A 21,015-nucleotide genomic window follows, 5' to 3' on the forward strand; every position below is an offset into this window, starting at 1 on the left:
CCGTTATGAGTCCTCCCCCGCAAGGGGAAGGTGGCATGCGAAGCATGTCGGAGGAGGAGGACAGGGGTGTCCTCTCGAATGGTCCGCAGACATCCCCACACGTCGCTGCGCGTCACTTCCGCCTGGCGGTGAAGGATACGGAGACGGCATGAGACCGCCAAGCCTCCGCCGCCGTACGCCGCGCGGGCTGCCACTGCGGGCGGTCGCGCCCAATGTGGTGACGGCGCTGGCACTGTGTGCGGGCCTGACCGGCATCCGCTACGCCATCTCGGCCGATTGGGAAGCGGCGGTCACGATGATCATGATCGCGGGCGTGCTCGACGGGCTCGACGGGACGGTCGCGCGGCTCGTGCGCGGCGAAAGCCGGTTCGGAGCAGAGCTCGATTCGCTGTCGGACGCGATCTCGTTCGGCGTCTCGCCCGCGTTGATCCTCTATCTGTGGTCGCTGAAGGAAGCGCCGCGGCTGGGCTGGGCCTGCGCACTGGTCTTCGCGGTGTTCTGCGCGCTGCGACTGGCGCGGTTCAACGCGGCGATCGACGTCGGCGCACAACCTCACAAGTCGGCGGGATTTCTGACCGGAGTACCCGCGCCGCTCGGCGCGGGATTGGCGATGCTGCCGCTGTACCTGACGTTCTGGACGGGTGAGCCGCTGTTCCGCAATCCTGCGGTGGTGCTGCCCTGGGTTGCGATCATCGCATTGCTGATGATCTCCAGCGTGGCGACCTTTAGCTGGTCGTCGCTGCGGCTGCGCAATCACATCCGTTTCGAGGCGCTGGCCGTGGTCGTGCTGCTCGGTGCGGCGCTGATCTCCGCGCCGTGGCACACGCTGACCGCGCTGTGCGTAGTCTATCTCGCAATGCTTCCGTTCAGCATCACGAGCTACCGCCGGGTCAGGCGACTGCGCGAAGCGGCGCAGCCGGGCGTGCCGCCGTCGCCGGACGCATCGTCCGCGCCCGGACACGCGGATCGCTGATCACCAGCCTGGCCTGATCGAGCGCCGGATCGGGCAGGCCACGCAGCAGCGCCGCGATGCGCGGGAGGGAAGGAACGAGGGTAAACGCGAACACCCAGGCTGCGACCGCGAATCCGGCGGCGAAAACCATGCTATCGAGAACAGCGACCATCCCTCGAAACTCCCTATTGCGGCGCGAGGACCGAATCGCTGGTACGCCCCAATGCGACCAATGGTTCCGTGTCCTCTCTTGAGTCCCGTTATGTTCCATTCATGTTCCGACTGTCAAGCGCCCTGCGCGCTTGATTTGCGCGAAATGTTCCGCTAACGGCCACGCCTTCACACCGCATGGGAAGCACATATAGCCGGTGTCCGGGGCTGAGCCCGATGGATCACACGCTTCCCAGAGGAACAACCGGAAAGGAAATATCTATGGCGGCACCTGTCGTCTCCATGCAGCAATTGCTCGAAACGGGCGCGCACTTCGGCCACCAGACTCATCGCTGGAACCCGAAGATGAAGCCTTACATTTTCGGCGACCGCAACGGCGTCCATATCCTCGACCTCTCGCAGACCGTGCCGCTGTTCGCGCGCGCGCTGGAGTTCGTCGCCGCCTCGACCGCCGCTGGCGGCAAGGTGCTGTTCGTCGGCACCAAGCGCCAGGCGCAGGAGCCGGTCGCAGACGCCGCGCGCCGTTCGGGCCAGCATTTCGTCAACCACCGCTGGCTGGGCGGCATGCTCACCAACTGGAAGACGATCTCGAACTCGATCAAGCGCATGAAGGCGCTTGAGGAGCAGCTCTCGGGCGACACGCACGGCCTCACCAAGAAGGAAGTGCTGCAGCTCACCCGCGAGAAGGACAAGCTCGAACTGTCGCTCGGCGGTATCCGCGACATGGGCGGCATCCCGGACGTGATGTTCGTGATCGACGCCAACAAGGAAGAGCTGGCGATCAAGGAAGCCAACACGCTCGGCATCCCGGTCGTCGCGATCCTCGATTCGAACGTGTCGCCGGACGGCATCGCCTTCCCGGTGCCCGCCAATGACGACGCCAGCCGCGCCATCCGCCTCTATTGCGAGGCGATCGCCATCGCCGCGACGCGCGGCGGCAACGAGCAGGTCGCGCGCCGTCAGGACATCGGTTCGATGGAACAGCCACCCGTCGAGGAAGCGCTGACTGTCGCGACGCCGGCAGCCGAGCCGGCCGATGTTCCTGCCGAGCCGGAAATGGCAGCGGAAGCCGAGCGCCAGCTCGACGCGTAAGTGTCACAAGGTGCGTCTACGGGCGCACCTTTATTGCCGTTCGCCCTGAGCCTGTCGATGGGCGTGTCCAGCACGTGTTTCGACAGGCTCAGCACGAACGGTTCTTTTTATCGGGCCGCAAACGGCTCAAAACACGAGGAAACGTAAGATGGCCGAGATCACAGCCGCTGCGGTGAAGGATCTGCGCGAAAAGAGCGGCGCGGGCATGATGGATTGCAAGAAGGCGTTGACCGAAGCGAACGGCGACACCGAAGCGGCAATGGACTGGCTGCGCGCAAAGGGTCTGGCCGCCGCCGCCAAGAAATCGAGCCGCACCGCCGCCGAAGGTCTGGTGGGCGTCGAGGTTTCGGGCACCAAGGGCGCTGCCGTCGAAGTCAACTCCGAGACTGATTTCGTCGCGAAGAACGTACAGTTCCAAACGTTCGTGCGCGACGTCACTTCGGTCGCGCTCGAACTGGGCGACGATCTCGACACGATCAAGGCAGCCCCGCTGGGCACCGATACGGTCGGCGAGATCCTGACCAAGAACATCGCCACGATCGGCGAAAACCAGGCGATCCGCCGCGCGAAGCGGCTGGAAGTGACCCAGGGCGCTGTCGTGCCGTATGTCCATAACCAGCAGGTTGCGGGCCTCGGCAAGATCGGCGTGCTCGTCGCGCTCGAAAGTGCCGCGCCGGTTGAAAAGCTCGAAGCGCTGGGCAAGCAGATCGCAATGCACATCGCAGCCGCCTTCCCGCTGGCGCTGAACGCCGACGGCATCGATCCCGCCATCGTCGAGCGCGAAGCTGCGATCGCCAAGGAAAAGAACGCCGACAAGATCGCGGGCAAGCCGCCCGAGGTCGCCGAGAAGATCATTCGCGGGCCGGTCGACAAGTTCCTGCGCGAGAACGCGCTGCTGACGCAGGCGTTCGTGATGGACGGCAAGACCCCTGTGCAGGACGTCGTCGCCGCCGCCGCCAAGGAAGCCGGCTCGCCGATCGTGCTGAAGGATTATGTCCGTTTCCAGCTCGGCGAAGGCATCGAGAAGGAAGTCAGCGACTTCGCGGCGGAAGTAGCGGCCGCATCGGGCGTTCCGCAGAACGCCTGATTCGCCTTCCAGGCACGGATACGGCGGTCGGAGCGATCCGGCCGCCGTATCCAGTTTCGAAGGATAATGTATGCGGGAACGACGAAGCGCGCGGCAAGCAGTTGCCCCTTCAATCCGCCCCGCCTAAGGTCCGCGCCGCTCCCACCGGCCAGCCACGCAGGACATTTGTGACCAATCCGCGATTCAAACGCATCCTGCTCAAATTGTCGGGCGAGGTTCTGATGGGCGAGGGTGGCCTTGCCATCGATCCCGTCGTCACCGCGCGTGTCGCCGGCGAGATCAAGGACGCGCGTGAGGCGGGGTTTGAGCTGTGCGTCGTCGTGGGCGGCGGCAACATCTTCCGTGGTCTTTCCGCAGCCGCCAAGGGCATCGAACGCGCGACCGCCGATTACATGGGCATGCTTGCGACTGTCATGAACGCGCTCGCGGTGCAGAACGCACTCGAGCAGATCGGCGTCGATACGCGCGTGCAATCCGCCATCCCGATGCAGTCGGTATGCGAGCCCTTCATCCGCCGTCGTGCAGAGCGGCATCTGGAAAAGGGCCGCGTCGTGATCTTCGCGGCAGGCGTCGGTTCGCCGTTCTTCACTACCGATTCCGGCGCGGCGCTGCGCGCCGCCGAGATGAAGTGCGACGCTTTGTTCAAGGGTACGTCGGTCGACGGTGTCTATGATGCCGATCCGAAGAAGGTGGCAACGGCAAAGCGTTATGAGACCGTCGCTTACAGCACGGTCCTCGCACAGGATCTCAAGGTGATGGACGCCAGCGCCATCGCGCTCTGCCGCGACAACAACATTCCGATCGTCGTCTTCAACATCCGTGAAGCCGGGAACCTCGCCGCCGTCTTGCAAGGCGATGGCGTGTCGACGATCGTGCAAGCTCAGGGAGAGTAAATATGGCCGCATACGACAAGGCCGATCTGGAACGCCGCATGGCCGGCAGCGTCGAGGCGCTGAAGAGCGATCTCGGCGGTCTGCGCACCGGCCGCGCGTCGACGTCGCTCCTCGATCCGGTGACGGTCGAGGTGTACGGGTCGCACATGCCGCTCAACACGATCGCGACGGTATCCGTGCCGGAACCGCGAATGATCTCGGTGCAGGTGTGGGACAAGTCCAACGTCGGCCCTGCGGACAAGGCGATCCGTTCGGCCGGGCTCGGTCTCAACCCGATCGTCGACGGCACCACGCTGCGACTGCCGATCCCGGACCTGACCGAGGAACGCCGCAAGGAACTCGCCAAGCTCGCCGGCAAATATGCCGAGGGTGCCCGCATCGCCGCGCGCAACGTGCGCCGCGACGGTATGGATGCGCTCAAGACCGACGAGAAGAAGGGCGTCTATTCCGAGGACGAGCGCAAGCGGCATGAGATCGAAGTTCAAAAGCTCACCGACGCGACAATCGCCGACATCGATGCGGCGGCGGCCGCAAAGGAAAAGGAAATCCTGGGCAAGTGAGCACCCGGCCCGCTCCTGCTGATCCGATGGCTGCCGGCGGGGCTGTCCCGCGGCACGTCGCGATCATCATGGACGGCAACGGGCGCTGGGCCAAGAACCGCTTCCTGCCGCGCGTTGCTGGGCACAAGGCCGGGATCGACGCCGTTCGCCGCGTTACCCGCGCCGCCCGCGCGATGGGAATCGAGGCGCTGACACTCTACGCCTTCTCCTCGGAGAATTGGCGCCGTCCCGAGGACGAGATCAGCGATCTGATGGCGCTGATGCGTGTCTTCATTCGCTCCGACCTCGAAGAACTGGTGCGCGAAAACGTGCGGCTGCGGATCATCGGCGACTATCGCCGCTTCTCCGACGATCTGGTCGAGATGATCGACAACGCCGTCGCGCGTACGTCGGTCAATACCGGCGCGATCCTTGCGGTCGCGCTGAATTACGGATCGCAGGCAGAATTGGCTAGCATCGCACGACATTTCGCCGAAGCTGCGCAGCGCGGCGAGATCGACCCTGCCGCGATCGATGCGAACATGATCGAGGCCGCGCTCGACACGCGCGATCTGCCACCTCTCGACCTGCTGATCCGCACGTCGGGCGAGGTGCGGCTGTCGAACTTCCTGCTGTGGCAGGCGGCTTATGCGGAGTTGCTGTTCACCGAGACCCTGTGGCCCGACTTCGATGGCGATACGCTGGCCGAGGCGGTCGCGACGTTCTCACAGCGGCAGCGCCGGTTCGGGGGCCTGTGAGCGAAGGCCCCGTGTCAAAGCAGTTGCCGGAATTGGCGACGCGCGCGATCGTCGGCGTCGCGCTTGTCGGCGTTGCGCTGGCCGCGATCATCTTCGGCGGGTTCATCTTCTGGCTGGTCTGTTCAATCCTTGGCTTGCTGATGATGGCGGAATGGGCGGACCTGTTCAAAACGCCGGCGGGTCAAAAGAGACTTGCGCAGTTCGCCTTGTTCGCGGCGCTCTCGGCAATGTCGCCGATCACCTGGGGCCCGGGCTTCTTCACGCTCGGGCTGGTGGCGGCGGCGGGCTTCTTCATTGTCATCGTGACACAGCGGCCGATGCTCGCACTAGGCGCGGTGTATGTCGGTCTGCCGACCTTGTCGCTGTTGCTGATCCGCGAGCAGCACGGATCGGGTTATGACGGGTTCGTGCTGACGGTCTGGGTATTCGCGCTGGTCTGGGCGTGCGACGTCGGCGCCTACGCGGCGGGGCGAACGATCGGCGGGCGCAAGCTGGCACCGCAGATCAGCCCGAACAAGACCTGGGCCGGGCTGATCGGCGGAATGGCGTTCGCGAGCCTCTTCGCGGCGGCGATGCATTCTTTCTACGGCCTTCCGCTACGTCTGACGCTGGCGACCCCGGTGCTTGCGCTGATGGCGCAGGGCGGCGATTTATACGAAAGCTGGTTGAAGCGCTGCGCCGGCGTGAAAGACAGCGGCAACATATTCCCCGGCCACGGCGGCGTGCTAGACAGGCTCGACGGATTGGTGCCGGTGGCACCTGTCGCCGCATTTTTGGTCATTTTGCCGAGATTCTATTTCTGATGAAGACCGTTACCATTCTCGGCGCGACCGGATCGGTCGGCACCTCGACGCTCGACCTCATCGAACGCGACCCCGAACAGTTTCAGGTGCTGGCGCTGACCGCCAATAGTGATGTCACGAAGCTGGCAGCGGCGGCGATCCGCACCAATGCGCGCCGCGCGGTGGTGGCGGACGAGCGCTGTCTCGACGCCTTGCGCGAGGCGCTGGCGGGAACGGGCATCGAAGCGGCTGGCGGCGCGCAGGCCGTCACCGATACCGCCGAACTCGGCGCGGACCTGACAATGGGCGCGATCGTCGGCTGCGCGGGGCTGGAGCCGGTGCTTGCGGCCGTCGATCAGGGCCGCACCGTCATCATCGCCAACAAGGAGCCGCTCGTCTCGGCCGGCGACGTCGTACTCGCTGCGGCGGCGAAGAGCGGGGCGACGCTGTTGCCCGCCGATTCCGAGCACAATGCGATCTTCCAGTGCTTCGACGCGGCGCGGCCGAACCGTGTACGGCGGATCATCCTGACGTGCAGCGGCGGGCCGTTTCGGGAAAAGTCGCTTGAGCAAATGCGCACGATGACGCCCAAACAGGCGGTCGCGCATCCCAATTGGTCGATGGGCGCGAAGATCTCGGTCGATTCGGCGACGCTCTTCAACAAGGGCCTCGAACTGATCGAAGCCGCGCGGCTGTTCCCGGTGCCGCACGATGCGATCGAGATCGTCATCCACCCGCAATCGGTCATTCACTCACTGGTCGAATATATCGACGGCTCGACGCTGGCGCAGCTCGGCCCGCCCGACATGCGCGTGCCGATCGCGAGCTGCCTCGCCTGGCCGGACCGGATGGCGACGCCGATGGAGCCGCTCGATCTCGTGAAGATCGGCCGGCTCGATTTCGAGGCACCCGATCCGGTGCGCTTCCCGGCGCTGCGACTGGCGCGCGAGGCATTGGACGCGGGTGGGGCACGGCCTGCCATCCTCAACGCCGCAAACGAGGTCGCGGTCGCCGCATTTCTCGGCGGAGACATTCGCTTCCTCGAAATTGCCGCAATCGTTGAGGATACCTTGACCCGCTACGATCCGCCCGCGCCTGGGGCCCTTGCCGACGTGCTTGCCGTCGATGAGGAGGCGAGGGTAATCACGGCAGCGCGTGTGAAGGATTGTGTTGCGTGACCCAAAGCCCCGGCATCCTGATAACGATAGTGGCGTTCGCGCTCGTCATCGGGCCGCTGATTTTCCTGCATGAAATGGGGCATTACCTCGCCGGGCGACTGTTCGGCGTGAAGATCGACGCTTTCTCGATCGGCTTCGGCAACGAGGTTTTCGGCTTCACCGACAAGCGCGGCACGCGCTGGAAATTTTCCTGGCTGCCGCTCGGCGGATACGTGAAGTTCGCCGGCGATATGAACGCGGCGAGCGTACCCGACCACGACTGGCTGATGCTCCCGCCCGAGGAACGCGCGCGCACGCTGCAGGGCCGGCCCGTGTGGCAGCGGATGATCGTCGTGGCGGCGGGGCCGATCGCCAACTTCGTCGTGGCGATCGTGCTGCTGACGGGTTTCATCATCGGCTATGGCGACTTCATGGCGCCTCCGGTTGCCGGGACAGTGGTGGCAGGCAGCCCCGCTGCAGTCGCCGGTATTCAGCCCGACGATCGCATCACCGCTTTCGACGGCCGGGCGATCACCACCTTCAGCGAACTTGCCGCGCTGACGCAGCCCAATCCGGGCAAGGCCGTGACACTTACGGTCGAGCACGAGGGCGTGTCGCGTACCGTGACGGTCAAGCTCGACGTGCAGACGGTGACGACCAAGAGCGGCAAGACGCTGCGGCTCGGCCTGCTCGGACTTCAACGCCGTCCGGTCAGCCTGATCGAAGCACCTTTCGTCGGCGTCCGGCGCACGTTCGAACTCACCGGCATGATGGCGAAGGGGCTCGGCCAGATCATCGTCGGCCAGCGGTCGGTGAAGGAGCTTGGCGGGCCGCTCAAGATCGCACAGGTCTCGGGCCAGCAACTGGCGCTGGGATGGGATTCACTGATCTGGCTGGTCGCGATGATCTCGATTAATCTGGGATTCATCAACCTCTTGCCAGTTCCCATCCTGGATGGCGGCCATCTGTTCTTCTACGCCATCGAGGCGATCCGCAGGCGGCCGGTGCCGCCGCAGGTGCAGGAATGGGCGTTCCGGGGTGGGCTCGCCGCGATCCTCGCGCTGATGGTGATGACGACCTTCAACGATCTCGATTCATTCGGGCTGTGGAAGAACCTCGCCGGGTTGATTGGCTGACGAAGCTGGGGCAGGGCAGGCCCGCGAAATATTGCCAGTGTGTGAATTCTCCGATTTGGGGTGGGATGTGACAGCGATCAAGGTTTCAACGTTCGGGAAGCGCGCGCTGCTCACGCTGATGGCGGGGACGATGCTGTCGACCGCCTTTGCTGCCGCCGATGCACAAGGTCCGGGTGGCCGCGGCGGCCGCCCGCCGCGTGGTGGCGGTGGCCCGCGTGGTGGTGCCGAGAGCCGCCCGGTCGATCTGCCGCCGCCGCCTCCGACGGCCCCGGCGGTCGTCGTCAGCGATCCCAACGCCAAGAAGATAAACTCGCTGCGCGTCGAGGGATCGCAGCGTATCGAGCCCGATACGGTGTTGTCCTACACGAAGCTGCGCGTCGGCATTCCGTACAATAACGAATCGCTCGATCAAGCAATCAAGGATCTGCTCGGCAGCGATCTGTTTGCCGACGTGACGATCGATGGTGCCGTATCCGGCGACATCGTGCTGCACGTCCGTGAGAACCCGATCATCAACCGCGTGATCCTGGAGGGCAACAAGCGCCTGAAGGAAGACAAGATCACCAAGGAGATTAAGCTCAAGCCGCGCCAGATCTTCACGCGTTCCGCCGTCCGCCAGGACGTCGCGCGCATCGTCGAACTGTATCGCCGCCAGGGCCGCTTCGCCGCCGCGATCGAGCCGAAGATGGTCAATCTCGACCAGAACCGCGTCGACGTGGTGTTCGAGATCGACGAGGGACCGAAGTCCAAGGTCCGCCAGATCAACATCATCGGCAACGAGGTGTTCTCCGATAAGGCGCTGCGTGGTCAGATGGCGACCAAGCAGGCGCGCCTGACGACGATGCTGTCGTCGAATACCAGCTACGACCAGGATCGTCTCGCTTACGATCAGCAGAAGATGCGTCAGTTCTACCTGACCAACGGCTACGCCGATTTCCGCGTCACCTCCGCCGTGGCCGAGCTGACGCCGGACAAGAAGGACTTCATCATCACGTACGTGGTGGAGGAAGGAAAGCGCTACAAGTTCGGCGACGTCACGGTCGACAGCGACATTCGCGACTTCGACAACAAGAAGCTGGCCACCAGCCTCGGCATCAAGAAGGGCGATTGGTACAACGCGAAGAAGGTCGAGGATTCTGTCGATGCGCTGAGCCAGTCGGCGGGCCTGTTCGGCTATGCCTTCGCGGAGGTGAACCCCGAGTTCAACCGCGACAAGGACACGCTGACGATGGGGATCAATTTCCACATCGCCGAAGCAAAACGTACCTATGTCGAGCGCATCAACGTGACGGGCAACACGCAGACGCAGGACAAGGTGGTCCGTCGCGAGATCCGTCTCGCCGAGGGCGACGCCTTCAACGATTTCCAGATCAAACGCTCGCAGGACCGCATCAATTCGCTGGGCTTCTTCCAGGACAAGTTCGAGATCAAGAAGAGCCAGGGCTCCTCGCCGGATCGCATCATCCTCGATGCCGCGGTCGAGGAGAAATCGACCGGCGAGCTGTCGCTCTCGGCAGGCTTTTCGAGCCTTGAGCAGTTCATCGTCCAGGCCTCGATCACGCAGCGCAATTTCCGCGGCAAGGGCCAGGAGCTGCGCGCATCTGTCAATTATTCGAGCTACTCGAAGTCGGTCGAGCTCGGCTTCACCGAGCCGTATCTGTTCGACAAGAACATCGCCATTGGCGGCGACATCTTCCGCCGCGATTACAACGCCTTCAACTATATCGGCGACCAGCGGCAGACGACCTACACGCAGGTCTCCACCGGCTTCCAGATCCGCGCGGGCATTCCGCTGACCGAATATTGGTCGCTCGCGGCGCGCTATGGCCTCACCTATGACCAGGTCGGTCTGGACTCCTCGTATTTCAACAGTGCCGGGCAGTGCGATCCGCTCGTTGCGGGCCGGTATCTCTGCGAGGCGATCGGCAATCGCTGGACGTCGTCGGTCGGCTATTCGATCCTGTTCAGTTCGCTCAACAGTCGATTGCGGCCGACTGCGGGCCAGAGCCTGTCGTTTAGCCAGGATTTTGCCGGCCTCGGCGGCGACGTGAAATATCTGCGCACCAAGTTCGAGGCGAGCAAGTTCGTCAACATCGGCGCGGGATTCATCGGGTCTGCGCGGCTTGAGGGCGGGTACATTTTCTCGCTCGAAGGTGCGAAGGGGGCTGGCGTCGATAAGGTCCGCATCACCGACCGCTTCTACCTCGGCGAGCCCGATTTCCGCGGGTTCAACATCCGCGGTGTTGGCCCGCGCGTGACACGCACCGGCTACACGACGGACAGCTCGGGCAACCAGGTTCTCGTCACTGACCGCAACAGCATCGTCGATGACGCGCTGGGCGGCACCAAATATTACCTCGGCCGTCTGGAAGTCGAGATTCCGCTCGGCTCCGGCGCGCGTGAGCTCGGGTTGCGGCCGTCGATCTACGTCCAGGCGGGCGCACTGTGGGGGATCACGCGCCCGTTGCCGACGATCGCCAGCGGTTTCCCCGAGACGATCGATCCGGTAACCGGCCGCAAGACCATCCTGCCGCTGATTCTGCCGGTACTGGCGTCGAATGGACAGGCGCTCTATCAAGTGCCGACGACCGACGCGAGCAATCCGGGCCTTACCACGACCTGCGTGGTCGGCTATTCGAGCGCGATCGGCGGGGCCTGTGCAGGCTCCTCGACCAACATTGCGGTCACCAACTCCACGGCACCGTTCCTCGAACAGTTCCTCGGCGATTCCGCGAGCCCCAGGCTCTCGGTCGGCGCCGGCGTGAACTGGAACTCGCCGTTCGGGCCACTGCGCATCGACGTTGCCTATGCTTTCCTGAAGCAGCCGGGCGATGATTCCAAACTCATCACATTCAACGTAGGGACACAATTCTGATGAAGACGCTCAAGGTTATCCTGCTCGGTTGCGCGCTCGCCGCGCCCGCGCTGCTCGCCGCCGGTTCTGCCAACGCCCAGGTTGCGGGTGTGGCCGTCGCCAACCCGGAAGCCGTGATCCTGGGTGCGAAGGCGCTCGGTACCGCGTTCCAGACGATCGGCACCACGTACAAGCCGCAGCTCGATCAGGCACGCACGCGCCAGACCCAGCTTGAGGCACAGATCAAGACGCTCAGCGCACCGCTCGATACCAACAAGGACGGCCAGATCTCGCAGGCCGAGCTTCAGGCCGGTCAGGCCGCCAAGAGCCCGGCGCTGACGCAGATCGAAAATGCGCAGAAGGCCGCGCAGCAGGAAATGTCGCGCCTCACTCAGCCCGCTACGCTGGCGCAGATGTACGCCATCGACCAGATCACGCAGAAATATCCGGCCGCGCTCAAGACCGTCGTCGACGCCAAGAAGATCAGCCTGTTGCTCAGCGCGGATTCGGTGATCTTCGGAACGCCTGCCGTGGACGTGACGGACGACATCCGCACCGCGGTCGACGCCGCCGCCCCGACCGTTCCGGTCACGCCGCCCGCCAACTGGCAGCCGTCGCAGCAGGATGCGCAGCTGCTCCAGCAGTATTTCCAGATCGCCAACGCCCAGGCTCAGCGCGCGCAGCAGGCTGCTCCGACCCCCGGTGCCAAGCCGACGACGCCGGCCCCGGGCCGCTGATCGGGCGCTCGGTAGGTGAGTGAAGACGAGGGCCGGGGTGCCACAGGCCCGCTCGATATCGGGCGGGTCTTGGCGGCGCTCCCGCACCGCTATCCGCTGTTGCTGGTCGACCGTGTCGAGGAGCTGATCCTCGACCGGTCGATCGTCGCGATCAAGGCGGTGACGATGAACGAGCAGTTCTTCCAGGGGCATTTCCCCGGCCGCCCGATCATGCCGGGCGTGCTCCAGGTCGAGGCGCTGGCGCAGGCGGCGGGCGTGCTCGCGGTCGAGAGCCTGGGCCTCGCAGGATCGGGCAAGCTCGTTTATTTCATGTCGATCGACGGCGTGAAGTTTCGCAAACCGGTCGAGCCCGGCTGCCTGCTGCGGCTTGAGGTCGAGTTCGTCCAGAAGCGCAGCCGCGTGTGCAAATTCGCGGGGAAAGCGATGCTCGACGGCGAGATCGCGACCGAATGCGAATTTACCGCGATGATCGCCGACCCGCCCAAGGCGTAGCGACGCGGTGATTGCGTATCCGGCGCGGCTCTGTTAGGGGCCGCGCCTTCGCTGCCGGTCGGTAACCGGTGGCTTGACCCGGAGAATTTAACGTGAAGAGCAACATCCACCCCGATTATCACACCATCAAGGTGCAGATGACCGACGGCACGACCTTCGAGACCCGCTCGACCTGGGGCAAGGAAGGCGATCTCATGCAGTTGGAGATCGATCCGCTGGCGCATCCGGCATGGACCGGTGGCAAGGGCCAGATGCTCGACGCGGGCGGCCAGGTGGCGCGCTTCAACAAGCGTTTCGGCGGCCTCACGCTCAAGAAGTAAGCCGGTGCGCGCGTTAAGCGCGCATTAGGTATAAGTGCTTAGGCTCCCCCTTGCGCTACCCTGGCGCGAGAGGGAGGGGCCATGCTTGCAGCCGAATTCGAACCCGCCGTCGCCATCGCGCGCGGCTCTCGCCGTGGCAGTCCGCGCGCGCCGGTGTCGCTCGACGCACGCATCGGCCGGGGTGGGCTCGACCGCACGCTTTGCCGTGTGACCGATATCTCGCTGCACGGCGCACGGCTCCACACCTATTCGCCGCTCGAGGAGGGCGCGATGATCTGGCTGACGCTGCCCCAACTCGGCCAGGTCTGCGCGACGATCATGTGGGCCGACGATTTCGTCGCGGGTTGCGTCTTCCACGCGCCGCTCGACGATGAATTGTTCGCCAAATTCGCGGAGACGCATGCGGTGGCGGAGCGGCCACGCTCGTTCAGCTAGGCGATCAGCCGAAGATCGCCATCTTCGCCAGCGGCATGTCGCCCGCGCAGCCTTCGATATTGGCCTTTAGTCCCGGCTGGAAGCGCTTCGCCTGGTCGAGCAATTCGCGCCGTCCTTCCAGTTCACGCATCACCGCCTGCCCGCGCCGGTAGCTCTCGCACGCCAACGCGCGATCCCCGGCGGCGCGCGCGATATTGCCCATCGTCACCTCCGCCGCGACCAGCCGGTTGAGCGCCGCCGCGCGCCGTGTCGGGCCCGCCGCCGCCTCAAACAGCGCCAGCACCTGCGTCTGCAGTGCAATCGCCTCGGCATGGCGGCCGTGGGTGGAGGCATTCTGAGATTCGATTTGACGCACGTTGGCGCCGAACGAGCGCAGCGATATGTCGTTGGCCTCGATCTTCAGCAGCCGTTCGTTGGCGTCGTGCGCGATGGCGATGAAGCGCTTCGTCTCGGATTCGCGCCCGGCAAGGCCGGTGGCGGTGCCATAGCCGATGTAAGCGTTGTACATGCGCGCGTAGAGCACGACCGGATCGTTGGGCACCGCTGCTTCGAGCCGGGCGAAGCGCGCCTCGGCATCGAGCAGATGGACGACACCCTCGTCAAGCGCGTCGACCAGATACCCGCGCAGGCCGCGATAATGCGCGGCATAGGCGCGGTCGAGCTCGGCCAGCCGCGACGCGCGCATCGCTGAGGGCCACTCCGCGATATCGCTCTCGAGGCGGGATGCGAGCTGCGCGAGCCGGTCGGGCCGGTTCTGCAGCGTGGCGAGTTCGAGCTGGGCGCGGCGCAGCTTCCGCCGCGCGTCGTGCCATCCCTGCGATCGATCGGCGGGCGCGATCCCCGCGAGTACCTTTTCGGCCTCCGCCAGCGTCGCGGTGGCGGCGTCGGTCCTGGAATCGCCGTGCGCCTCGATCATTGCGCGCGCGGTCAGCGCCTGGACGAGATCGGTCGCCGCGACGGGCCCGCCGATCGCACGCAGCATCCCGACGGCGCTCGCGATATTGGCGCGTGCCTGCGCGAGATCCCCCAGATTGGGCTGGGCGGGCACGCCCTGCGCGTTGGCGAGCGCGACGAAACCCTGCGCGGCTTCCAGTTTCAGTGCGTCGTCCGCCCCGGCCTTGGCGGCGAGCGCCGAGAGATAGCGTTGTGCCCGCCCCGCGAGCGACACCCGCGCGGCGGTGTTGCCGACGACGCGCCCGAGCCGCCCGTTGAGATCGAACACCATGTAGCGCGCGAGGCTGCGCAATTCCTCGAAACGCGCGGCCTCCGCCCGCTGCGCCGTCTGCGCGCGCGTATAGGCGGCGAGCGTGAGCGCAAGCGCACCGACCAGCAGCAGCGTCGCGGCCGTGACCGCCGCCGCGCCGAGCCTGTGGCGACCGAGAAACTTGCCGAAGCGGTAACGCTTGCCGCCAGCCACAGCCGAGACCGGAAAGCCACCGTTCCACGCAGCGACATCGTCGGCGAGCGCGTCTACCGTTGCATAGCGCGCGAGCGGATCGGAGGCGGTAGCGCGCGCGACGATCGCGACAAGTTCGCGGTCGCCCGGCCCCGGCGGAAGCAGCTTCTCCAGCAGCTTGCCGAGCGAATAGACGTCGGCGGCGGTCGTCACCGCGTTGCTCGTCAGCCGCTCGGGCGCGGCATAGCCGGGGGTGAGGCTGAGGCTGCCGATCGACGGCGCATCGCCTGCGGGCGCGGCATCGAGCGGGCGGGCGATGCCGAAATCGATCAGCTTCACCACGCCGCCCTGCGTCACCAGCACGTTCGACGGCGTGAGATCACGGTGAATGACGAGCGCGCGGTGCGCGAAGGCGACCGCCGCGCAGATATCGCAGTAGAGCCGCACGCGCTGGGCGCGCGACGGTCGATGCTCGGCCACCCAGTCGAGCAGCGGCAGGCCGTCGACATGCTCCATGACGATATAGGGCGACCCGCCCTCGGTCTCGCCGCCGTCGTAGAGTTGGGCGATATTGGGGTGCGTGAGGCCCGCGAGCGTCTGCCGCTCGCGCTGGAAGCGTTCGACCAGTACCTCGGAAAGCAAACCGGGCTTGATGATCTTGATCGCCACGACATGGCCGAAATCGCCGGTGTCGCGCTCACCGCGATAGACGGAACCCATGCCGCCGCGCCCGATCCGCTCGACGATGCGATACGCGCCGATGCGCTCGGGCGGCAGTTCTTCGTCGAGGGTGCCGATCGCGCCGCCCGTCTCCAGCGCGCTCAGCCGGTCGGCGGCGCGCATCGCCTGCAGGCGCGCGGCGAGATCGGGCCGGCCCTGCGTCGCCTGCGCGATCCAGGCATCGCGATCCGCCTCGGGCACCTCGAGCGATGCCTCGAACAGCGCGAGCACGGTGCGTTCTAGATCGTCGCTCATTGGTCGATCGGATTGGCGAGGGCGTCGGTCAGCCAGGCCCGCGCGACCTGCCAGCGCCGTTTCACCGTCGGTTCCGACATCCCCGTCACCCCGGCGATATCGCCCGTCGTCATTCCCCCGAAATAGCGCATCTCGACCAGCTCCATCAGGCCCTCGTCCAGGGCCTTCAAACGGATAAGCGCGGATTCGAGCCGATTCAGATCAAGCCTTTGTCCGCCGTCGATCTGCGTGACGAGCTCGACCTTCTGATGCTGGCGCTTGGCGGACCCTTTGGAGCGGGCGTGATCGACGAGGATGTGGCGCATCATCCGCGAGGCGAGCGCGACGAAATGCGCGCGGTCGCTGAGCGAGACGCGCTCCATCTGCACCAGCCGCAGCACCGTTTCGTTGATGATGTCGCCGGTCGAGAGCGAGGAATCGCGCTCCTTGCGGAGGCGCGCGGCGGCGATCTGCGCGAGTTCGGGATAGAGCCGGTGGATCAGCCGGTCGCGCGCGCCGGTCTCCCCCGTCTGCCAGCGCAGCAGCAACGCATTGGTTTCCGGCCGATGTTCCATCAATTCCCCCGGACCGAAAGCGTAGCGGCGCAGTCGGGCGATTCAATGCGATTCGAAAAAGATACGTCCCGGCGTGATCCGGTTTCGCGCTTTTCGTCGCTTTACCTGGAGAGAGGGGGCGAGGGGCCTCCCGCATCACACGGGGACTGCTTCATGCAAAAGTATTCACTTCGCCTTTCGGCCAGCGCGGGCGTGCTCGCCGCGATGATCGCCTTCCCCGGCGCGGCGGAGGCGCAGCAGGCGCACCCCGGCGATGCGAAATGCCCGATCGTGGCGGGCGTCGCCAATTGCTCGGGCGATCTGAAGGCGGGCATCACCTATACCCCCGCCGATCCGGCCGTGACCGAGATCCAGGTGACATCCGCCAACGCGCCGATCGATCCCGGTTACTTCGCGATCGGGGTCAACCGCAGCGACCGCGATATCAAGCTGACGATCGCCAATGGCATCACGATCAACAATTTCGACGATCCGGCCATCGGCGGCCCCGCGCAGGGCGTGGTGGTGATCTCCGCCGGGCACGACGTGACGATCGACAGCGGGGCTACGATCACGCAGGACGGGCGCGCGGGGCCGGGCACCGGCATCGGCGTGAACACCAGCGGCGCAGGCTCCGACCTGTCGATCACCAACCGCGGCAACATCACGACCAAGACCAATACGCAGCAGGCGGCCGCGATCAACGCGCAGGTGAGCACCGCGACCGGCACCGTTGCGATCACCAACAGCGGTGCCCTGACGGCGACGTCGGGCGGCAGCGGCGAGCGCAACGACATCACATCGGCCATCACGATCAACGGCACGGCATCGCCGACCTATACGATCAACAACAGCGGCAACCTCGCTATCACGACCGGGCCTAACACATTCGACACCGATTTCGTCGGCGAGGCGACGGCGATCATCACCAACAGCTTCGCGGCGACCAACACGACGACGATCGTCAACAGCGGCACGATCACCGGCACCGGGCCCAATGCCAGCGGCATCGTCGGCTTCTCGCGCAACAACAACGGCGCGGCACCCTCCGTCATCGATATCCAGAACACCGGTGCGATCACGCTGACGGGCGGCGAGAGCTACGGCATCCAGGGCCAAGTGGAAGGGATCGCGGCGAACGTCACTATCGTCAACAAGGGTGCGCTCACGCTGAACGCGACCACCGGCGGCATCGACGCGATCCGCGCGATCGCGACGGCGGGCACGATGACGATCAAGATCGACAACCAGGCCAATTTCTCCGGCACCGCGAGCGCGAGCGGCGGGCTGGGCGGCATCAGCATCATCAGCGATCCGGTTTCGAAGAACAATCGCGGCGACTACACGATCACCAACACCGGCGCGTTCAGCTATGCCAATTCGCCGATCGTGCAGGGAATGACGGTGTTCAGCACCGCCGGCGACACGGTGACGGCGCGGATCACCAACAGCGGCAACATCGATGCGTCGGGCACGATCAGCAACAGCAACAGCTGGGGCATCTACGCGCGCTTCGATCAGGTCGACAGCTCCGAGGCGACGGGGCGCAGCACGCTGAGCCTCACCAACAGCGGGAGCATCAGGATGGGCTCCGGCACGGCGCTGACGCTGCATGCGAGCGATATCGCCGTCACCAATTCGGGCGCGCTGTCGACGACGGGGGCGAACAGCGCCGTCGTCGATCTTTCCAGCAAGGAAGCGAACGGGTCGATCGATTTCGCGACCACCGCCAGCCTGACCGCGAGCGGCAGCGGCAGCGACGGCATCCGCGCGGTGGCGGGCAACGTGGCGCAGGTCACGGTCGGCGCGGGCGCGACGGTGCAGTCCGGCTCCGGCACGACCGTTGCCGCGCTGCGCATCGCCGCCGCGCCGGTGACGCCGCCGCAGCAGCAGTCTGGCGTCGGCGCAGCGGCCGAGGGCGGGCAGCAGGCGCAGGCCGTGCCGAGCGCACCGGGCGCTTACGTCAACGTCGCGGGTGCGCTGACCTCGGCGGCGGGCACCGGCCTGCTGGTGGCCGACGTCGCGGCGCTGAACCTGACGGTCGCCAATGGCGGTGCGATCACCGGCGGGCTCAACGCGATCACCTCGAACGTGCAGAGCAACATCACGCTTGGCGCGGGGAGCATCAACGGCACCGTCGTGCTGAGCAGCTTTGGCGACGTCATCGACGCGACGGCGGGCGGCGGCAAGTTCACCGGCGCGATTGCGATGGGCGACGGCAACGACGTCTTCCGGGGGAGCGGCACGCAGCTTACCAAGCTCGACATGGGCGACGGCGACGATCTCGTCGAGCTTTCCGGGCTGGTCAGCTTCAGCGAGATCCAGGGCGGCAGCGGCACCGACATCGCGCGCTACACGACGGCTGCGGGCGCGGCGCTGTCGCTCGATCTGACGCCGATCACGATCAACAGCTTCGAGCAGTTCATTCAGGACGGGCCGGGGCAGATCACCTTCACCGGTAGCAACAGCTTCACGACCGCATACGAGCTGCGCAGCGGCACCTTGGTGCTGAACGCGGCGGTGGCGAACGTCGATATCGCGACGCTGGCGGGATCAACGCTCAGCCTGGGCGGTGCGACGCGCAACGTCTCGGCGGCGGGCACTGTGACGGTCGACGGCGGGCGCAAGGCGACGAGCGCATCGGTGACGATCGCCGGCGGCAATGCGACGGTGACGGGTGCAGGATCGGTGTGGACGGTCGGCGGGCCGTTCACGGTCGGCAGCACGGGCAGCGGCACGCTGGTCGCCAGCAACGGCGGGCAGATCAGCACGAGCGCGCTGACGCTGGGCGGCGGTGGCACATCGAACGGGACGCTGACGATCGGCGGGGCCTCGGGCGGCGCGGCAGCGGCGGCGGGCGTGATCGATGTCGCGAGCATCACCCTCGCGGGCGGCACCGCCGCGAACACTATCCTGTTCAACCACACTGCCGCCACGGCGTCTCCGTTCGAGCTGAAGAGCGCGATCGGCAGCGCCAGTGCGACCAACGCGATCATCCGCCAGGCGGCTGGCGCGACCCTGCTGAGCGGCAACAGTGCCGGCTTCCTCGGCACGACGCAGGTCGATGGCGGTGCGTTGCTGGTCGGGGGTACGCTGGGTGGGACGGTGAACGTCGGCGCGAACGGCCTGCTCGGCGGCACCGGCACGGTCGGGACGACGACGGTGGCGGGTACGCTGTCGCCGGGGCGCTCGGCGGGGACGCTGAATGTCAATGGCAACATCACCTTTGCGGCGGGATCTACCTTCCTCGTCGAGCTGAACGCCAACGGCACTGGCGACCGCGTCACCGCCAGCGGCACCGCGACGATCAACGGCGGCACGGTGCGCGTGGCGACGCTCGATCCCGAGACGAGCTATGTCGGCGGCACCGTCTATCGTTTCCTGCAGGCGAACGGCGGGCGCACCGGCACGTTCACCGGACTGAGCGAGACGTCGGCGTTCCTCGACTTCACGCTGGGCTACGACGCGACGGGCGCATTCCTGACGGTGGCGCAGGTGCTGCGCTTTCCCGACGTGGCGCAGACGCCGAACCAGATCGCGGCGGCGGGCGGCCTCGCCGCGTTTGGGCAGACGGCGGGGTCGGACAGCCTTGCGGTCTACAACGCGCTGCTCATCACCGATGCGTTCAACGCCCGCGCGGCGTTCAATTCGGCTTCGGGTGAGATCTATGCGAGCACGCTGGGCGCGCAGCTCAGCCGGGGGGCGGCGATCTCGGGTGGGCTGATCGCGCGGGCTAACGTGGTGGCGGAGCCGGGCTGGGGCATCTGGGGCGGCGGCGATCTCGACGCCAGCCGCGTCAACGCCGACGGCAACGGTGCGTATTACAGCGCGCAAAGCGTCGGCGGGTCGCTCGGCATCGACTATCGCGGGGCGGGCAACGGCTGGGCGGTCGGCATCCTCGGCGGGCGCAGCAACGGCAATGTCGATCTCATCGCACGCCTGTCGCGGGCGGAGACCGATAGCTGGAACGTCGGCGGCTATGTCCGCTACGGCACCGGCGGGGCGGGGCTGACCGCGACGGCGAGCGTCGCCTATCTGACCGGCGACGCGGCGGTGGCGCGAACGGTGACGGTCGGCGCGGTGACGCGGACGGCGGGCGCGCGCACGAAGCTCGACACGGTCGCGGCCGGCGGCGAGCTGCGCTACGGCCTCGGCCTCGGCGTCGGCACCGGCGGCTGGTCGGCGGGCCCACTCGGGCGGATCGTCTATGCGAGCAGCAACCTCGGCAGCTTCACCGAAAGCGGCGCGAACAGCCTCAACCTGAACGGCGCGGGCACCAAGAACGACCGCGTCCGCTACGGCGGCGGCGGCTTCGTGCGGTGGCAGGGCGGCGCGAGCGCGTTCGACCTCAACCTCGCCTACATGACCGGGGACCGCACGGCGGGCGCGGCCGCGCTGGCGCTGGCGGGGTCACCGGCGACGCCGTTCGTGGTGCGCTCGGCGGTCGGCGACAAGGGCGCGGTGGCGCTGGGGGTGAGCGGGCTTGTGTCGCTCGGCGGCGGCTGGTCGCTCGGCGGCAATGTCGATGGGACATTCGGGTCGCAGCAGCGCGACCTGACCGGCACCGCGCGCGTGAGCTTCCGCTTCTAGGCGGGAGGGGCGGGCACCGGCGCGGGACTTCGACCCCTTGCGCCGGTGCCCGTTCTCGCGTTCCACACCTTGCCGCGGAACGGAGTCCGCCGCGGTAAGTTACGCATCTGTCACGT

The 21,015-nt window shown here is 66.3% G+C and carries 17 protein-coding genes; 15 read left to right on the plus strand and 2 right to left on the minus strand.

Annotation, left to right across the window (positions count from 1 at the left end):
- The first annotated feature begins 148 nt into the window (after positions 1–148).
- From Q5H94_RS10110 to Q5H94_RS10175, 14 genes are all read left to right on the plus strand, one after another.
- On the plus strand, positions 149–973 hold the full coding sequence (locus Q5H94_RS10110; RefSeq protein ID WP_304561141.1) for a CDP-alcohol phosphatidyltransferase family protein: 825 nt from the start codon (positions 149–151) through the stop codon (positions 971–973).
- A 411-nt stretch (positions 974–1,384) separates the two neighbouring features.
- Positions 1,385–2,215, plus strand: coding sequence for a 30S ribosomal protein S2 (gene rpsB / locus Q5H94_RS10115; RefSeq protein ID WP_304561142.1), 831 nt, complete (start codon positions 1,385–1,387; stop codon positions 2,213–2,215).
- A gap of 148 nt (positions 2,216–2,363) precedes the next feature.
- Positions 2,364–3,302 (plus strand): translation elongation factor Ts, encoded by a 939-nt coding sequence (gene tsf, locus Q5H94_RS10120; protein WP_304561143.1) that lies wholly within the window; start codon positions 2,364–2,366, stop codon positions 3,300–3,302.
- A gap of 167 nt (positions 3,303–3,469) precedes the next feature.
- Positions 3,470–4,195 carry a UMP kinase gene (gene pyrH / locus Q5H94_RS10125; RefSeq protein WP_304561144.1) on the plus strand — a complete coding sequence of 242 codons (726 nt, stop codon included), beginning with the start codon at positions 3,470–3,472 and terminating at the stop codon, positions 4,193–4,195.
- Between the two features lie 2 nt (positions 4,196–4,197).
- Positions 4,198–4,755: a ribosome recycling factor gene (frr, locus tag Q5H94_RS10130; protein ID WP_304561145.1), complete on the plus strand. Its 558-nt coding sequence runs from the start codon at positions 4,198–4,200 to the stop codon at positions 4,753–4,755.
- A 26-nt stretch (positions 4,756–4,781) separates the two neighbouring features.
- On the plus strand, positions 4,782–5,492 hold the full coding sequence (locus Q5H94_RS10135; protein WP_304561319.1) for an isoprenyl transferase: 711 nt from the start codon (positions 4,782–4,784) through the stop codon (positions 5,490–5,492).
- A gap of 11 nt (positions 5,493–5,503) precedes the next feature.
- Positions 5,504–6,295, plus strand: a complete 792-nt coding sequence (locus Q5H94_RS10140; RefSeq protein WP_304561146.1) for a phosphatidate cytidylyltransferase — start codon at positions 5,504–5,506, stop codon at positions 6,293–6,295.
- Positions 6,295–7,452 (plus strand): 1-deoxy-D-xylulose-5-phosphate reductoisomerase, encoded by a 1,158-nt coding sequence (locus tag Q5H94_RS10145; RefSeq protein WP_304561147.1) that lies wholly within the window; start codon positions 6,295–6,297, stop codon positions 7,450–7,452. Before Q5H94_RS10140 ends, Q5H94_RS10145 begins: the two co-directional genes overlap by 1 nt.
- Complete coding sequence (locus Q5H94_RS10150; RefSeq protein WP_304561148.1) at positions 7,449–8,567, plus strand: M50 family metallopeptidase; 1,119 nt, start codon at positions 7,449–7,451, stop codon at positions 8,565–8,567. The genes Q5H94_RS10145 and Q5H94_RS10150 overlap by 4 nt, the downstream gene beginning before the upstream one ends.
- A 118-nt stretch (positions 8,568–8,685) precedes the next feature.
- Positions 8,686–11,442 carry an outer membrane protein assembly factor BamA gene (gene bamA, locus Q5H94_RS10155; protein WP_304561320.1) on the plus strand — a complete coding sequence of 919 codons (2,757 nt, stop codon included), beginning with the start codon at positions 8,686–8,688 and terminating at the stop codon, positions 11,440–11,442.
- A complete protein-coding gene (locus Q5H94_RS10160) occupies positions 11,442–12,158 on the plus strand; it encodes an OmpH family outer membrane protein (protein ID WP_304561149.1) in 717 nt (238 codons plus the stop codon). Before bamA ends, Q5H94_RS10160 begins: the two co-directional genes overlap by 1 nt.
- 15 nt (positions 12,159–12,173) lie before the next feature.
- Complete coding sequence (gene fabZ, locus Q5H94_RS10165; protein ID WP_304561150.1) at positions 12,174–12,650, plus strand: 3-hydroxyacyl-ACP dehydratase FabZ; 477 nt, start codon at positions 12,174–12,176, stop codon at positions 12,648–12,650.
- Positions 12,651–12,742: 92 nt separating this feature from the next.
- Positions 12,743–12,970 carry a 50S ribosomal protein L31 gene (gene rpmE, locus Q5H94_RS10170; RefSeq protein ID WP_304561151.1) on the plus strand — a complete coding sequence of 76 codons (228 nt, stop codon included), beginning with the start codon at positions 12,743–12,745 and terminating at the stop codon, positions 12,968–12,970.
- Between the two features lie 81 nt (positions 12,971–13,051).
- Complete coding sequence (locus Q5H94_RS10175) at positions 13,052–13,405, plus strand: PilZ domain-containing protein (RefSeq protein ID WP_304561152.1); 354 nt, start codon at positions 13,052–13,054, stop codon at positions 13,403–13,405.
- A gap of 4 nt (positions 13,406–13,409) precedes the next feature.
- Here Q5H94_RS10175 and Q5H94_RS10180 read toward each other — a convergent pair whose 3' ends face one another.
- Both Q5H94_RS10180 and Q5H94_RS10185 read right to left on the minus strand, forming a co-directional pair.
- Positions 13,410–15,776, minus strand: a complete 2,367-nt coding sequence (locus Q5H94_RS10180) for a serine/threonine-protein kinase (RefSeq protein WP_304561153.1) — start codon at positions 15,774–15,776, stop codon at positions 13,410–13,412.
- Complete coding sequence (locus Q5H94_RS10185; RefSeq protein WP_304561154.1) at positions 15,773–16,330, minus strand: ECF-type sigma factor; 558 nt, start codon at positions 16,328–16,330, stop codon at positions 15,773–15,775. Before Q5H94_RS10185 ends, Q5H94_RS10180 begins: the two co-directional genes overlap by 4 nt.
- A gap of 153 nt (positions 16,331–16,483) precedes the next feature.
- Between Q5H94_RS10185 and Q5H94_RS10190 the strand changes: the two genes are divergently transcribed.
- Positions 16,484–20,899 carry a beta strand repeat-containing protein gene (locus Q5H94_RS10190; protein ID WP_304561155.1) on the plus strand — a complete coding sequence of 1,472 codons (4,416 nt, stop codon included), beginning with the start codon at positions 16,484–16,486 and terminating at the stop codon, positions 20,897–20,899.
- Positions 20,900–21,015: the final 116 nt, after the last annotated feature.

Source organism: Sphingomonas immobilis, from assembly GCF_030580995.1.
In the GTDB taxonomy this organism is placed as follows: Bacteria; Pseudomonadota; Alphaproteobacteria; order Sphingomonadales; family Sphingomonadaceae; genus Sphingomonas; species Sphingomonas immobilis.